Origin of the sequence: Pseudomonas sp. RIT-PI-o (assembly GCF_001297215.1) — a bacterium.
In the GTDB taxonomy this organism is placed as follows: Bacteria; Pseudomonadota; Gammaproteobacteria; order Pseudomonadales; family Pseudomonadaceae; genus Aquipseudomonas; species Aquipseudomonas moraviensis_A.
Window position 1 is genome coordinate 41,908 of record NZ_LHPA01000033.1, and the last position, 14,333, is coordinate 56,240.

General features: G+C 55.5%; 14 protein-coding genes. 10 read left to right on the forward strand and 4 right to left on the reverse strand.

The genetic code is table 11. The features are described from left to right. The first annotated feature begins 40 nt into the window (after positions 1 to 40). The 10 genes from AEQ63_RS20770 to AEQ63_RS20820 all read left to right on the forward strand — a co-directional run bounded on the left by AEQ63_RS20770 (position 41) and on the right by AEQ63_RS20820 (position 9,320). Positions 41 to 1,207, forward strand: a complete 1,167-nt coding sequence (locus tag AEQ63_RS20770; RefSeq protein ID WP_064364594.1) for a phage tail sheath subtilisin-like domain-containing protein — start codon at positions 41 to 43, stop codon at positions 1,205 to 1,207. 13 nt (positions 1,208 to 1,220) lie between these two features. After that, positions 1,221 to 1,724 carry a phage major tail tube protein gene (locus tag AEQ63_RS20775; RefSeq protein ID WP_064364595.1) on the forward strand — a complete coding sequence of 168 codons (504 nt, stop codon included), beginning with the start codon at positions 1,221 to 1,223 and terminating at the stop codon, positions 1,722 to 1,724. Between the two features lie 13 nt (positions 1,725 to 1,737). Further along, positions 1,738 to 2,337 (forward strand): phage tail assembly protein, encoded by a 600-nt coding sequence (locus tag AEQ63_RS29170; protein WP_082367941.1) that lies wholly within the window; start codon positions 1,738 to 1,740, stop codon positions 2,335 to 2,337. A 150-nt stretch (positions 2,338 to 2,487) separates the two neighbouring features. Further along, entirely contained in the window at positions 2,488 to 5,055 is a 2,568-nt protein-coding gene (locus AEQ63_RS20790; protein ID WP_064364596.1) for a phage tail tape measure protein, read from the forward strand. A gap of 9 nt (positions 5,056 to 5,064) precedes the next feature. After that, entirely contained in the window at positions 5,065 to 5,910 is an 846-nt protein-coding gene (locus tag AEQ63_RS20795) for a phage tail protein (RefSeq protein WP_064364597.1), read from the forward strand. Beyond that, positions 5,885 to 6,091 (forward strand): tail protein X, encoded by a 207-nt coding sequence (locus tag AEQ63_RS20800; protein ID WP_064364598.1) that lies wholly within the window; start codon positions 5,885 to 5,887, stop codon positions 6,089 to 6,091. Before AEQ63_RS20795 ends, AEQ63_RS20800 begins: the two co-directional genes overlap by 26 nt. Before the next feature lie 98 nt (positions 6,092 to 6,189). After that, positions 6,190 to 7,239: a phage late control D family protein gene (locus AEQ63_RS20805; protein WP_064364599.1), complete on the forward strand. Its 1,050-nt coding sequence runs from the start codon at positions 6,190 to 6,192 to the stop codon at positions 7,237 to 7,239. Between the two features lie 49 nt (positions 7,240 to 7,288). Beyond that, positions 7,289 to 7,852 (forward strand): glycoside hydrolase family 19 protein, encoded by a 564-nt coding sequence (locus tag AEQ63_RS20810; RefSeq protein WP_064364600.1) that lies wholly within the window; start codon positions 7,289 to 7,291, stop codon positions 7,850 to 7,852. Then, complete coding sequence (locus AEQ63_RS20815; protein WP_064364601.1) at positions 7,834 to 8,376, forward strand: lysis system i-spanin subunit Rz; 543 nt, start codon at positions 7,834 to 7,836, stop codon at positions 8,374 to 8,376. The genes AEQ63_RS20810 and AEQ63_RS20815 overlap by 19 nt, the downstream gene beginning before the upstream one ends. A gap of 149 nt (positions 8,377 to 8,525) precedes the next feature. Beyond that, positions 8,526 to 9,320, forward strand: coding sequence for a DNA adenine methylase (locus AEQ63_RS20820; RefSeq protein WP_064364602.1), 795 nt, complete (start codon positions 8,526 to 8,528; stop codon positions 9,318 to 9,320). 97 nt (positions 9,321 to 9,417) lie between these two features. Here AEQ63_RS20820 and AEQ63_RS29105 read toward each other — a convergent pair whose 3' ends face one another. The 4 genes from AEQ63_RS29105 to AEQ63_RS20835 form a co-directional block, all read right to left on the reverse strand. After that, the gene (locus AEQ63_RS29105) at positions 9,418 to 9,546 is read right to left on the reverse strand and encodes a hypothetical protein (RefSeq protein ID WP_269082739.1); all 129 of its coding nucleotides are present in this window, start codon (positions 9,544 to 9,546) and stop codon (positions 9,418 to 9,420) included. A gap of 153 nt (positions 9,547 to 9,699) precedes the next feature. Further along, on the reverse strand, positions 9,700 to 9,930 hold the full coding sequence (locus AEQ63_RS29015) for a hypothetical protein (protein WP_064364603.1): 231 nt from the start codon (positions 9,928 to 9,930) through the stop codon (positions 9,700 to 9,702). Between the two features lie 126 nt (positions 9,931 to 10,056). Continuing rightward, a complete protein-coding gene (locus tag AEQ63_RS20830) occupies positions 10,057 to 12,921 on the reverse strand; it encodes an NACHT domain-containing protein (protein ID WP_082367943.1) in 2,865 nt (954 codons plus the stop codon). After that, entirely contained in the window at positions 12,918 to 14,327 is a 1,410-nt protein-coding gene (locus AEQ63_RS20835; protein ID WP_064364605.1) for a KAP family P-loop NTPase fold protein, read from the reverse strand. Before AEQ63_RS20835 ends, AEQ63_RS20830 begins: the two co-directional genes overlap by 4 nt. Positions 14,328 to 14,333: the final 6 nt, after the last annotated feature.

A 14,333-nucleotide genomic window follows, 5' to 3' on the forward strand; every position in this document is an offset into this window, starting at 1 on the left:
CGCTTATGCGGGGCTTTTTCGTTTCTGGAGAACGAGCCTTATGACTTTTTTTCACGGCGTCACGACCACGTCGGTCGACACTGGCGCGCGCACCATCTCGCTGCCGTCGTCCTCGATCATTGGTCTGTGCGACACCTTCAAACCTGGCGTTCTGGGCGGTGGTACGGCCAAGGCAGGCGAGCTGAAGTTGATCACCACGGAGCGCGAAGCCATTGCCGCCTTCGGCGCTGATTCGGCGATCACCAAGGCCTGTCAGGCGATTTACGTCAAAGCCAAGGCGGTGATCGTCGCCATTGGTGTGCCCAAGCTGGAAGATGCCGCCCTGCAGACCTCAGCGATCATCGGCGGCGTTCTGGCCTCGGGTCAGCGCACCGGTTTGCAGGCGCTGCTCGACGGTAAAAGCCTGTTCAATGCGCAGCCGCGATTGTTGATTGCACCGGGTCATACCGCGACTCAAGCGGTCGCCACAGCGCTCGATAGCTTGGCGCAGAAACTGCGGGCAATCGGCATCATCGACGGCCCTGGCACCACCGACGAGGCCGCCATGGCCTACGCCGATAACTTCGGCAGTCGCAACCTGTTCATGGTCGACCCGGGCGTTAAGTATTGGGACACCATCACCAGCAAGACCGTCGACGCGCCGGGTTCAGCTTGGGCGGCGGGCCTGTTCGCCTGGACGGATGCTGAATACGGGTTCTGGGCCTCGCCGTCGAACAAGGAGTTGACCGGCATCACCGGTACCGGCCGCGCGGTCGAGTACCTGGACGGCGACGAAACCTGTCGGGCCAACCTGCTCAACAACGCCAATATCACCACGATCATTCGCGATGACGGTTACCGCCTGTGGGGCAACCGCACGTTGTCGAGCGATCCGAAGTGGGCGTTTGTTACCCGCGTTCGCACGCTGTTCATCCTCATGGACGCGGTGCAGGCCGGGCACAAATGGGCGGTCGACCGCTCGATCACCAAAACCTACGTGACCGATGTCACCAACGGTCTCAACGCGTTCATGGCCGACCTGAAAGCCCAGGGCGCGATCATCAATTTTGAAGTGTTCCCCGACACCGAACTGAACACGGCCAGCCAGATCGCCCAGGGCAAGGTGTATTGGCGCATCCGTTTCACCGACGTGCCGCCGGCAGAAAACCCGAATTTCCTTTTCGAAGTCACCGATCAGTGGATGACCGAAGTGATTGAAGCAGCCTAAGGGGGCGTAACCAATGATTCCTCAGACTTTGTACAACACCAACCTGTTCGTCGACGGCGTGAACTTCTCCGGCGACGTGCCGAGCCTGACGCTGCCCAAGCTGACCACCAAGACTGACGAATATCGTGGGGGCGGCATGGCCGGCCCCATCGAGATGGATCAGGGGTTGGAGAAAATGGAAGCCTCGTTTGTCACCAAGGGCGTGCGCCGCGAGTCGCTCAAATACTTCGGCCTGGCTGACGGCACCGCGTTCAACGCCACGTTCCGTGGTGCCTTCAAGGGCCAGAAGGGCGCGGTGACAGCGGTCGTTGCCACCCTGCGCGGTCGCCTCAAAGAGGTCGATCTCGGTGACTGGAAGGCGGGTGATGCTGCCGAGATCAAACACGCCGTTGCGGTCACGTACTACAAGCTCGAAATCGACGGGCGCCTGATGTACGAAATCGACATGGTCGCCGGCATTCAGGTGATCGACGGCAAAGACCAACTGCTCGAAGTGCGCAACGCGCTCGGCCTGTAAGGAATAGATCCAGATGACTCAAGCAATCGCTCAAAACCTGCCGGCCTGGCTGTCGCTCAGCGCGCACGGCGCGGTCGTGACGCTGACCCGGCCAACCAAAGCCAACAGCATCGACGTCGAGACGTTGAACCTGCGCAACCCGACCGTGCGTGAAGTGCGCGCGGCTGATCGTGCTGCCAACGGCGATGATGAACAGCGCGAACTGATGCTGTTTGCCGGTCTCGCCGAAGTCGGACTGAAGGATCTGGAAGGCCTCAAGCTGACGGATTATCGCCGCGTGCAAACGGCGTATTCGCACCTGGTACCGAAAACCGATTATTCGGACTCGATGCCGGCATGGCTGTCGCTGACCACCGATCAGGTGCTGGTAACGCTGTCGTGCCCGAGCGAAATCAACGGCGTGACCGTCGACAAGTTGGTCTTGCGTTCACCGACCGTGGGCGACGTGCGAGCGGCCAACCGTGAGGTGGGTGGCGATGATGAGCAGCGCGAGCTGGTGTTGTTTGCTGCGTTGTCCGGCGCGTCGGTTGGGGATCTGGAGGGGCTGAAGCTGGTGGATTTTAACCGCTTACAGGCCGGCTATTTTCGCATGGACAACGACGACGGGCTTTAACCCCAGCGTGATCAAGTCGGCGGCGAAACGTCTGGCGGCGGAAACCGGATTTTCCGCCGCCGAGATCCAGTCGATGCCGTTCGCGGACATGGTGTGGTGGCTCACGGATTGAGCTGCCACCGGTAGTGCTGGGCACATGAGGGCCATCACATGGCAAACAAACTCGCCCTCGGGCTGGTGATCGGCGGCGCCGTCAGTTCAACGGTCGGCGCCGCGTTCAAGGACGTGACCGGGCGCATCAAGCGCCTCGAGGCAGAAGGCAATAAAGCGCGCGTGCTGCAGCGCACGATTGGCGACACCATCCGCCTGCGCGAAGAATGGAAGAAGGCTCACGACACCGGCGCTGCCGGCGCGTCCAGATTACTCAACCGTTTGAACTCGAACCTCGACAGTTTGAAAAAGCAGGGGATCGAGGTTGGCCGATTGGAAAAGGCCTATCGCTCCATGGGGCAAACGGCCAACAAAGCCGAGCTGAAAGCCAAGGGGCATCAGCAAATTGATTCTGGCGTAAAGGGCATGAAGGGCGCCGTCGGTGCGGCGGTGGTCGGTGTCGGTGCGATGGCGGTACCGACTAAGGTCAGCGCGGATTTTGGCGCGATTGTGCGTGACATTGCGATCAAGGCCGGCATTGCCAACAAGCCGCAAGAGCAGGAGATGTCGCGCAAGATCATCGACACTTCGCGCGACACCGGCATGGCGCGCAACGATGTGGCCGACGTGGTCAATCAATTGGTCGGTGCCGGTATGGACCTGAGCAAGGCGCTGGAATATGCGCCTGTCGCGGCCAAGTTTGTCGTGGGGCAGGGATCCAGCGGCGTGGACACGGCCAAGATGATCAACGCCCTGGGGCAGAACGCCAAGATCACCGACCCCAAGCAGATGCAGCAGGCGCTGGAGGCGATTGCCTATCAAGGGCAGGCGGGCAGCTTTGAAGCGGCCGACATGGCCAAGTGGTTTCCGGAACTGCTGGCCAACATGGCCAGCAACGGCATCACCGGCTTGGATGCGGTGACGCAATTGGGCGCCATGCTGCAGGTTCAGATGAAGCAGGCCGGCAGCTCGGACGAAGCGGCCAACAACCTGAAAAACTGGATGGGCAAAATCGGCTCGACCGACACGGTCAAGGCCTACGAAAAAGCCGGTATTGATTACAAGGGGTCGATGCAGACCGGTTTGCAAAACGGCATGTCGACGCTCGAAACCAGTATGGCGCTGGCTCAGAAATACATTCAGGCGACCGATCCGAAGCGTGCGGCGGCCATGGCCGAAGCGACGTCAAAAATCAGCAAGGAAGCTAATCCCGATAACGCCAAGGCCATGATGGCCTCGCTGGAAGAATCCCTGCGCACCGGCGACCTGTTCGCCGACATGCAGGTCAAGGCCGCGCTGTCGGCCTACATGCAGAACAAGGCGCTGTACAGCCAGCTCAAAAACGATTCGCGTGACGCGACCGGGATCCTCGACAAGAACCTCGCCGAGCGGCGCGAGTCGTCATCGCAGAAATGGGCGGAAATGGCCCAGTCGATGGATGACGCCATGCGCAGCATCGGCGATGCGCTGCGCCCGGTGACGGACACCGTGGCCGAGTCGTTGACCAAGGTTACTAAAGGCATTACGTCGCTGACGGATAGCGCGCCCAGGGTAGTTGCCGGTATCGCCACGGTTGGAGCGGGGCTGATCGCCTTAAAAGGTATCTTCAACGCGATCAAGATCAGTAAGGGGCTGTTCAACCTTGCGCGTGGTTCGCGCGGTGGCGGGACTGGACTGGATGTTGTTTCTCGGATGAAGGAAGCGGCAACAGGCGGGGGCCTTGTTACTGCAAGTGATGCAGGTAACGACGGCGTCCAAAAGGTTTACGTCGTCAATGCCGGCGCTATGGGTGGCGGTGTGGAAGCGCCGGGCGAGTCACGCCGACGTGGACGTGGGTCAAGCCGCAGCGCTCGGCGTCGGACGTTGCCGAGTTCGAGAGGTCCTCGCGCGTCTGTGCCTCGTTCCCCTGTTTCGATCCCATCGCCATCAGTCCCTTCCGTTCAAAGTGGGGCATTGTCCAAGCTCGGCGTCGTCGCAGGAACCGCCGGTAAGGTCGGCAAGGCAGCCAAGGTCATTCCTGGCGGCACGCTGCTGGAGTCCGGCGCGATGGCTTTTGAAACCTTTCAAAACGCCAAAACCAAGGACGAAAAAGCCGAAGGTTACGGTTCGGCCGCGGGCAACCTGGCCGGCACCATGGCCGGTGCAGCAGCAGGCGCCGCCATCGGTTCGGTTGTGCCGATCATCGGCACGGCTATCGGCGGCATGATCGGTGCTTACCTGGGCAGTCAAGGCGGTGCGGCGCTGGGCGGGTCGTTGGGCAAGTCGTTGTTCGGTGGTGAGGATGAAAAGCCCGAACAAACGGCAAAGGCGCCGGTGCCAGTCACGCCGCTCATGATGGCGTCAGCGGGCCAGCAAGGTCCGGTATTGGGGGATGTCGCGCGCTCGATGGCGGTGACGGCGCCGCTCAAGTCGGCGGCGCTCGCCATTCAACCCAAGGAGCCAGAAAAACCGGTTCCGGCCAAGGTGGATCAGCAGTTTCAGTACTCGCTGAACATGCCGGTCACGGTGCAGGGCGACGTCAAAGACCCGCAAGCTTTGGCGCAGGATCTGATGCCGCACATGCAGCGAATGATGGCGGATGCGGCGAAGAGTAACGCCGCCAAGCTGTACGACGAACCCCATGTCTAAGGAGGTTTCATGGCTTACATGGAGCAAATGCAATCGAGCCTGAAGTATTTGGTCGAGGCAGCGGAAACCGGGCGGCGCAGTGCTGACGGCATGCTGACCCCGGTCAACGGCGCGATCCGCGAACTGACCGGCGCCGCGTCCGAGCTGGAGAACATCCCGTTTGTTGGCCCGGCAATCGGCGCCAAACTTCAGCGAGTGATGCGCGGCGTCGACGCGGCTCAGGCCAAGGTCGGTCAGGTGGTAGCGGTGTACGGCCGCGCCACCCGCGCGGCGGCTGAAGTGCAGGATCGGCTGGGTACTTTGAAGGAGCAGGCGAGCAAGGCGGCCACGGCGATCAACAATGTCGCCGGCAAGGTCAGTCCGTCGCTGGCCAACATCGTGCCCACCAGTTCCTTTGCCGTGGAGGCCACGCCGGCGCCGGAGGCGGTGAAGCCATTCCCGCATCTGATGATCATTCAGCCGCGCGATCCGAAGATTGAGCCGTATTACTTCAACCTGGACACGGCGGCTTTCGACGAGCTGAGCCGTTCGACCGAATTCCGCTGGGCTTCGCAGGAGCGGCTGACGCGCCGGCCGGCGAAGCAGGCCATCGGTATGGGCGATGAAAAGTTGACGCTCAAGGGCACGATCTATCCGGGCTTCAAAGGCGGTTTAAAGCAGCTCGACACGCTGCGTTCCATTGGGGCCAGGCTGCAACCGCTGACCCTGACCACCGGCTATGGCGAGGTGATCGGGACGTGGTGTCTGAAAAACATCAACGAGGAACAGTCCGCACTGCTGCACGGCGGGATTGCTCGCAAACAGGGGTTCACTTTGGAGTTTGAGCGCTATGGCGACGACATGCAGGACGTCTGACGGCGACATTCTCGATGTCATTTGCAACAACGTTTACGGCCATCTGAATGGCAGCGTCGAGGCCGTGCTCGATGCCAATCAAGGGCTGGCCGATGAACCTCAGCCGTTCCGGTCGGGCGTGATTATCGTCCTGCCGGATCTGCCCAGCCCGACCAATGAAGGCGTCAGCTTGTGGGATTGACCCGGGGAGATGTCTTCGCCGGGGCCGCGTCGCGTTACGCGTAACGACACCTTGTTTTTCTGGCCCGCCTTGTGCGGGTTTTTTATTGGAAAAAATCCATGACTCCGATGTTTCGAATCGTCGCCGATGGGGCCGACGTCACGGCCAAGATCAATGATCGGTTGTTGCAGCTGCGTACCTCTGACAAGCCGGGCATGGAGTCCGATGAGTTTGAATTGCGTATCGACGACCGTGACGGGCAGGTGCAACTGCCACGGCGTGGCAGCTCCATCGAGATCTACCTGGGTTATGCCGAAACGACCTTGACGCGTATGGGCAGTTACACCGTCGACACGGTCGAGGTGTCAGGGCCGCCGGATACCATCGTGATCAAGGGCAAGGCCAGCGACATGCGTGGCAGTGGCAAGACCATTCGTAGCGGAAGCTGGGAAGACGTGCCGCTGTCAAAGATCGTGGCTGACGTCGCCGCGCGCAATGGCTGGACGCCGGTGTGTCCAGTGTCGACCAAAGTCGCCCGGGTCGACCAGCTCAACGAGTCCGATTTTAATTTCATCACGCGTCTGGCCAAGCAATACGACTGCACAGCCAAAGTCGCCGACGGCAAGCTGTTGGTGATGCCGCGCCAGGGTGGCCAGACAGCAAGCGGCAAGACGTTTGGTGCCATCACCCTGACTCGACGCGACCTCAGCCGATGGCAATTCAGTCTCGGTGATCGCAACTCACACAAGGCAGTCGCCACCAAGCACCAGAACAAGAAGAACGGCAAGCTGGCGGTGGTCACCATTGACAACGATGATGCTCCGGACGGGCTGCCGGCAGTGCATACCGACCGCCATATCTACCCAAACAAGACGGCTGCTGAAGCGGCCGCCAAGGCCCGTCTGTCAGCGTTCAACCGTTCGACCGCCGATGTGCGGCTTGAAATGCCCGGCCGGACGGACATCTTCGCCGAGCGTCCCATCATCGCGCAGGGTTTCAAGGTCGGGCTTGATGGCGAATACCTGGCGGATTCGGTCGAGCAGGTGTTCACCCAGTCCGGCTGGTCGACCACCGTCGAATGCAATGCCGGCAAAGCAGGTAAATCCAAGGGCAAGAAAAAGAAAGGGCCGAAACCACCGCTCAAGGTGGTGAACATCGAGCAACAGTAGCCACATCCCATCGCCGCCTGAGTGCGGTTTTTTTATGTTTGGAGTTTGTATGTCCATCACTGAGCAACAGCTGCAAAGCATCATGCCCAACGCCCGCCGCCAAGCGGGCGTTTTTGTATCCGCTCTCAACGCAGCCATGGCCCATCGGCAGATCAATACGCCGAAACGCCAAGCCGCGTTTCTGGCGCAAGTCGGTCACGAGTCGGGTCAGCTGCAGTACGTCCGGGAACTGGGCGGCGATCAGTACCTGAGCAAATACGACACCGGCAGCCTGGCGGCAAAACTGGGCAACACGCCGGCAGCGGATGGTGATGGCCAGCGATATCGCGGTCGCGGCCTGATCCAGGTCACCGGCCACGACAATTACCTGCGCTGCAGCTTGGCGCTGTTCGGTGATGAGCGATTGCTGCGCACGCCTGAACTGCTGGAGCTGCCGCAGTGGGCCGCCGAGTCGGCCGCATGGTTCTGGTCAGTGAATGGGCTGAACGCGCTGGCCGATCAAAACGAATTCAACACGATCACCCGCAGGATCAACGGCGGACTCAATGGCCTGCAGGATCGGCTGGAGTTGTGGGGGCGGGCGAGGGCGGTGCTATGCGTCTCGGCGAACTGATCCCGGCGCCGTATCGGTTGCTGGCGAAAGGAGTGCTGCTAGTCGTCTTGGTCGGTGGTTCTGCGTCCATTACCTGGCAAGTACAGGATTGGCGCTACGGCAAACGGCTCGCAGAGCAGGCCCGACTCCACACCGAAACCCTCAACCAACTGAATCTGGCCTCGGCCGCGCAGCAGCGTGCCGAACAGGACAAACGTCTCGCGCTCGAGCTGCGCCTGGCAACCAGTGAACAAACCCATTACCGAGCCTTGAGTGATGCCCAACGTGATCAAGGTCGCCTGCGCGACCGCCTTGCCACTGCTGATCTGCGCCTGTCAGTCCTACTCGACGCCACCACCGGCGCCGGCAACGGATCGTTGTCAGCCACCACCGCCACCGGCGGCGTGGTTCATGGCTCCGCAAGAGCCGAACTTGACCCTGCGCATGCTCAACGAATTATCAGCGTCACCGATGACGGCGACCGGGGGCTGATTGCCCTCGCAGCCTGTCAGGCATACGCCAAAGAAGTCTCAACACCGAAGTGAAAAAGAGCGGCCGGTACAGATGCGTCAACATCCGAATCGACCGCCGTCCCTGCAGATGGTCCCTGCAAGTCCAGCCAAGGCTCTTGCTCCGTGCACAAAGCGCGGCGAGCCTAGCACCTGTTTATCCATACAGTAAAGGTCTTGCTTTCATGTCTACACCTATCATCCCTTGGATGGGCGGCAAACGCCGCCTGGCCGACCACCTCATTCCGCTTTTTCCGCCACACGAATGCTATGTTGAAGTCTTTGCCGGCGGTGCCGCGCTCTACTTCATGAAGCCTCAGCCGTCGCCCGTCGAAGTCCTCAACGACATCAACGGCGACCTGGTCACGCTTTACCGCGTCGTGCAGAACCATCTCGAAGAATTTGTGCGCCAATTCAAATGGGCGCTCAGCTCGCGCCAGGTGTTCGAATGGCAGAAAATGACCCGCCCTGAAACCCTCACCGACATCCAGCGCGCCGCCCGATTCTTTTACCTGCAGCACCATGCCTTCGCCGGCAAGGTCTCGGGCCAGACGTTCGGGACGGCGACGACTGCCCCGGCCATCAACCTGCTGCGGATCGAGGAAAACCTCTCGGCTGCGTGGCAGCGCCTGTCCGGCACCTACGTCGAAAACCTTCCCTGGCTTGAATGCGCTGAACGCTATGACCGCGCTCACACCTTCCACTACATGGATCCGCCTTACTGGCAGACCGCCGGTTATGGCGTCGCTTTTCCGTTCGAGAATTACGAGCGGATGGCCGACTTTATGCGCCGCTGCAAAGGCAGAGTCATGGTCAGCATCAACGACCATCCAGATATCCGCCGTGTGTTCGAAGGCTTCCACTTCGAAACCTTAGACATCCGCTACACCACAACCAATCAGCGGCAAGGCAAAGCCGAGGTGAGCGGTGAGCTGGTGATCATGAACTGGGCGCCAGAATCGTTGGGCGGCTTGTTTTGAGGGATCTCGGGCTTGCTTACTCCGTCCGGAGCTGGGCGGGGTAGCACACTCCGCTCCAATAGCGAAGCGCCACGATAGTGCTCCTGGCTCAATTGCGTTAATACTCGAAGGCATTGATCAGTGGCAGGCGCACCGCACACTCAAGGGTGGTCAGCTCGGCGGGTTCCAGGCCGAGATAGCGGGCCATCACGGTGACGGTGGCCGAACCTTCGTAGACGTACGGCATAAGCATCCTTTCCTGGAGGAGGGTGACGGCAGCAGACCAGACGGTGGGACTATGGTAGTCCAGCCTAGGGAGAAGTGGTTTTCATTGCCCCACGAAAAGGCCCCCGCACCTGGGCCAGGCGTGGGGGCCGATTGAACATAAACGGCGTTCTATCTATCGAGGCGCACTAAACTGCCTAAGTCGCATGATCGCGTCAGTAATCGCTTGCGAATTTCGATCAAGCGTTTCCAGGGCCGCAACGGCGTTATCGGCAACAGTGTCCGCGCCAGACCCGGAGATCCAATGGGTGATCTCTTCCACCGCCGCACCTAGGGCATGCTGGTTGTAGAGAAGCAATGTCAAGGCATCTGCAGTGAGGATGTTGCAGTTTGTGCGATCTGGCATAACGGTTGTCCTTGAGCTGATGCGGCCATGTTCAGCAACCGCATTTCGATTGGTAAGCAACTATGAGCGGTCGAGCCATTGTAGGAAGCGCTGATTTAATTACAAAGCATACATTTATCTATTAAGTTAGACCGGTCGCTTGAACGAAATATTAAATCCATCTTTATTGGAAAGAAAGCTCAAGTCATATGTGTGGTCACTTCGAAGCCGCAAGGAGAAGGGTGTTTTCATACTTTCAAGAATTGAGATGTCGCCTATAGGGCAGCCTGAAATATCTAAATATCTGAGATTGGAAAAGTCTCTCAAATAGGTGATGTTAGTAATCGAAGGGATGTCAACCAAACTTAGCGCATGGATGGTTTTCAAGTTGCCAATAGATTCAATGTTATCAATTGTGGATTTATTTATAAATACGTTTAATAGATTTTTGCATTTTGAAAGTGGGCTAAGGTCTGGGATTTTCATGTCGTTCATCATGATTATTACCAGTTTTTTCAGTTTGCCTAATGGGGTTAGATCTTTAATGTCAACTGCAGACATGAACAAGTTGTTGAGCTTGCCGAATTGGCTGATAGGGGATAGATCATTAACTTTTAGATGATTAATGTCTAGTGTTTCAATTTTCTTGCACGTCGAAAAGCTGTCAAGATTGTCGAGTGGTAAACCTGATAGGTGAACATAATCCAATTTGAGTAGGTTTTTTACAAAGCTTATGTCAGTAACCGGAATGTCAGAGAGCGACATGGATTCGAGCTTTTTCAAGCAACCAATGGGATTCAAGTCTGATAAATTAAGTGTCGTAATTCGCAGGTGATGTATGTTTGTAAGTTTCTCGATAGGGTTTAAGTTCAATATCGGAAGATTGGATATTTCAAGGATGTGGAGCTGGGTGAGTTTGCTGATCGGTGCTAAGCTTGCAATTTCCGAATTTCGCAGTTCTAACGTGCTAAGGTTCTTAAGTGTTTCAACTTTTTGAAAGTTTATTACTTTGGTGGAGTCAGCTCTGAAGTAGTCTAAGTGCTCCGGGTTGCTTAGCCCGGCAAGGTCTATTGTCGCATTAACAGTTGATATGGCTTCAAGGTTGTTGAATAAAGATAGTTGCTTTGCAGTGAGGTTGAAGCCTTCATTAATAATTAGGATTTTTACTTTTTCTGCCCATGATGGGTTGTTTTCAAGATTATTGCTTTCTGAATTAGTCTCGCCTGATAGCAGTACTGCATATCCTGTCTCTAACATAGTGCGAGCGACATCGGACTCGAAATCCGCATCGTAATCAAGCTCGTTGAATACGGTATTTATACATCCAGACGCGAGAAGATCTTTTGCTAAGCTAGGTAGTTTTACGTGCTGGTTTTTGATTAAGCGAGCCCCTAGGTGCGATAGATCGCCCATGCCGTCCCCAAATACAGCAGCTACAGCAATATCCACCCATTCAGATCCATGTTCCGCAGATAGGGATTCGAAAAGGAAAATGAACGTTTCCAACCATTCCGGAATTTGCGCCCATGCGGCAATGGTATCTCTTGTAACTAATGAATCTTTAGCAATAGATCCAGTTACAAACGCTGGTCTAACAATGCAATCACTTAAGTAACACGCGCAAAAATACTCTTGGAAGCTTAAGTGAACAAAGGCGTACCGATTTTCCCCTCTCGGAAGTAGCAAACCGCTGCGACGCGCCACCCAATTTAGAAATTCCTTGGCTAAAATCTCGCTATCTGCAGCTCCAGATTGATCTATAGCTTCTTGGAGCCAAGCGATTATTTCGCCTTCAGAAGCGAGTATTCCTGCAGTGGGGGAGTCCCAATCCCTTGAGCTCTGTAATTTAAAGCCAACGAAGGAGAGCCATGACTTCTTTTCTTTCCAGCCGAAACTAGAAAGACTGTTTTCAGATCCAATGCGTCGTTGATTGTCAATGGTGTTGATGTAAGCGTTGACAATTTCTTCGTAAAGCAGAGCTTTTCCGTCGGGCAGGTGTGCTCTCTCGCGGTGCACGATAGCCATGAGGCTTAGGAGATTCGGAGTTCTAGCTAGTTGTTGGGTAATTTCAGATTGCGCGAGAGAAGCTAATAGGTCTGCGGTCTTCTGTTTTGCCTCCACATCGCTCACGCATCGCTGGCTGTACCAGTTGCGTGCGAAATCCGATATTTGATTCTGATTAAATGGCATCAGAAATCGAATAGTAGCCCACTTTCGAGTGTGATCCTCAAAGCTCTTTGATGAATCATTGTTCTTACTGCGACGCTTGCTCGATATTGTTTTTGTTTTATCGATCAAGTTGCCATGGGGGATATTCTCTGACTCACCCAATCCGTTCGCCGAATCTACAGGATAATCTTCATATCCCACAATTCTAGATGTCGCCAATACAACTGCGTTTTGTTGGTGTGCCTCGTTTATCCACGAAGAAATTAGTGGCCGGCGATGAACCGGAACTTCATCAATTCCGTCGAGTATTAGAACGTAATCACCAGTAACTACCCACTTTCTGATGATTATTTCAAGCGGTTCCGCTTTGGCTTCTCCGAGCAGTTTGATTGCTGTAGCAACTGCTAGATCGGATACGGTAAAACCCTGTGAGAAGCATTCAGTAGGCATATCCCTCAGTATGCAAGGAAAAGGGATTTTGTTTGCAAGAGCGTCTGGCAATGGAGCTGAGGCTCCAGAGGTAAGTCTCCAAGCCAGCCAATTACTAAGTGTGGTTTTTCCTCCTCCCGGGTCTCCTAAAACCACTAGCTGCCTTGACTCGTTAAGCTCTTCTAATAGGCTTTTACCTTCCGGCCAATCTGTAGGGTCGCTGTCCGTATGGACAGGAGCTATCGAAAGCAGAGGAGGCACAAAAAGAGTTTCGATTTGAACCGATGGCAAATCGCGGAGGGAAGGCAGAGCTAAAGTCTCAACAACACCATGCTTCCTTCGAATCTCTCCAAGATAGGCTCGAAGCTTCGGTTCGTTCCACAAATTCAATACATCATCAATAGTGTTTTTCATTGGGTCTCTACCGCGACTTGGCGCCCTTCTAGAAGAGGCCGGAAATCAACAGAAAGAAGATAGTCTCTATATTCCCTAACGAGCTCATCAATCCAGAATAAATTGATGTCGCTAGGATTCGGATACTGTACGGCCCAAGCTGGTCTTGCACCGCTGTCGCCAACTTGAGTTTTAGATGTAAGTTTTAAAGCAACTGCCCACACTGGAATCGTATCTAATCCGTCCGCGTTGAAGCTTCGTTCTCCACAGCACCAAGCAATGCACTCATGCCAGAAGTCAGGATCAAAATGCCATCTTTCCCAGAGGTCTCTATGGAATTGATAGATGTATGAAGCTATCAATACTCTCACTGCCCATATTTTCTGCTGCTCTATGTCTGTCGGAATCACGATGCATCCAGAAAATCGCTTCCATTGATTCGCGAGCGCCTTTAATCTCCGAAGGTTTGGAGGAAGACAGATTGTATCGCCAACGGCGAGCATAAATGCTTGTGCTGCTTCGGAGCTTGACGATCCTTCCATCAGCATCTTAGAAAAGAACTCAGTACCCGTTTTAGGTAGCGGAAGTCTATATATGTCTGTACAAATTTTCTCCATATAATGACTTGCTCGCAGGTATATGTCGTTTGCGCTAGCATTCGATGGTGCGGATATCTCTTCCCTTATCGCATCCAACAAGATATTTTCATTCATGCCCAATATAAAAACGCAATTAGGTAAGCTGAGATAAATTTTGAGTCCTTCTAGTAGCTTAAAAGCTGACTTCGGATTGCAGCGATCCAGGTCATCTATGAATACTACTACTCTGGTGGTGGGGCCATCAGGTAGAAGAGCTACAATAGTGTCATGAAGGTGGGTCTTTAATGAATCAAATTGTCCAGTTTGGTGAAAATTGGCCTTTTCCCAAGATTCGCCGATTGCCCTAATTTTTTCTGAATTAGGAATGGCTTCATAACCTATCGCTTTTCCAATCCCTGCTAGACCATCTAGGGTATACTGAAGAGCCACGGTGCTAAGTTTAGCAAACTTCTCCCGCACTTTTGTCATGTTGGAAAACTGGCGACGCATTTCTTGAAGTAAAGCAACAATAGGGCTGCTTTCATGCTGGTACCGCCACGCATCGAACCAAATGGTAACGACCGAATCATTTTCCTCGGGGGGTGGCTGAGCATTAAGTTTCCGCACCAGGCCAGACTCAACTTCACCACCTAGGCTGTGTTGCAGCTGCCGCATGAAGCTTGTTTTGCCTGCTCCCCAATCTCCATGAATGCCTAATACGTGCGGAGTGGGACATTGTTCAACTCTCAATTTGAGTCGTTGAATTTCGCCCTCCCAGCCAAGCTTATCATCCAGTGTGGGCAGATCGTCTAAGAGAACAGGTGTCACTTTAGTTAGTCCTTTATCCATGGGCAG

Excerpts from the sequence above, each read along its gene's own strand:
- AEQ63_RS20770 (WP_064364594.1), top strand. The coding sequence starts at position 41 with ATGACTTTTTTTCACGGCGTCACGACCACGTCGGTCGACACTGGCGCG.
- AEQ63_RS20775 (WP_064364595.1), top strand. The coding sequence starts at position 1,221 with ATGATTCCTCAGACTTTGTACAACACCAACCTGTTCGTCGACGGCGTG.
- AEQ63_RS29170 (WP_082367941.1), top strand. The coding sequence starts at position 1,738 with ATGACTCAAGCAATCGCTCAAAACCTGCCGGCCTGGCTGTCGCTCAGC.
- AEQ63_RS20790 (WP_064364596.1), top strand. The coding sequence starts at position 2,488 with ATGGCAAACAAACTCGCCCTCGGGCTGGTGATCGGCGGCGCCGTCAGT.
- AEQ63_RS20795 (WP_064364597.1), top strand. The coding sequence starts at position 5,065 with ATGGCTTACATGGAGCAAATGCAATCGAGCCTGAAGTATTTGGTCGAG.
- AEQ63_RS20800 (WP_064364598.1), top strand. The coding sequence starts at position 5,885 with ATGGCGACGACATGCAGGACGTCTGACGGCGACATTCTCGATGTCATT.
- AEQ63_RS20805 (WP_064364599.1), top strand. The coding sequence starts at position 6,190 with ATGACTCCGATGTTTCGAATCGTCGCCGATGGGGCCGACGTCACGGCC.
- AEQ63_RS20810 (WP_064364600.1), top strand. The coding sequence starts at position 7,289 with ATGTCCATCACTGAGCAACAGCTGCAAAGCATCATGCCCAACGCCCGC.
- AEQ63_RS20815 (WP_064364601.1), top strand. The coding sequence starts at position 7,834 with ATGCGTCTCGGCGAACTGATCCCGGCGCCGTATCGGTTGCTGGCGAAA.
- AEQ63_RS20820 (WP_064364602.1), top strand. The coding sequence starts at position 8,526 with ATGTCTACACCTATCATCCCTTGGATGGGCGGCAAACGCCGCCTGGCC.
- AEQ63_RS29105 (WP_269082739.1), bottom strand. The coding sequence starts at position 9,546 with ATGCCGTACGTCTACGAAGGTTCGGCCACCGTCACCGTGATGGCCCGC.
- AEQ63_RS29015 (WP_064364603.1), bottom strand. The coding sequence starts at position 9,930 with ATGCCAGATCGCACAAACTGCAACATCCTCACTGCAGATGCCTTGACA.
- AEQ63_RS20830 (WP_082367943.1), bottom strand. The coding sequence starts at position 12,921 with ATGAAAAACACTATTGATGATGTATTGAATTTGTGGAACGAACCGAAG.
- AEQ63_RS20835 (WP_064364605.1), bottom strand. The coding sequence starts at position 14,327 with ATGGATAAAGGACTAACTAAAGTGACACCTGTTCTCTTAGACGATCTG.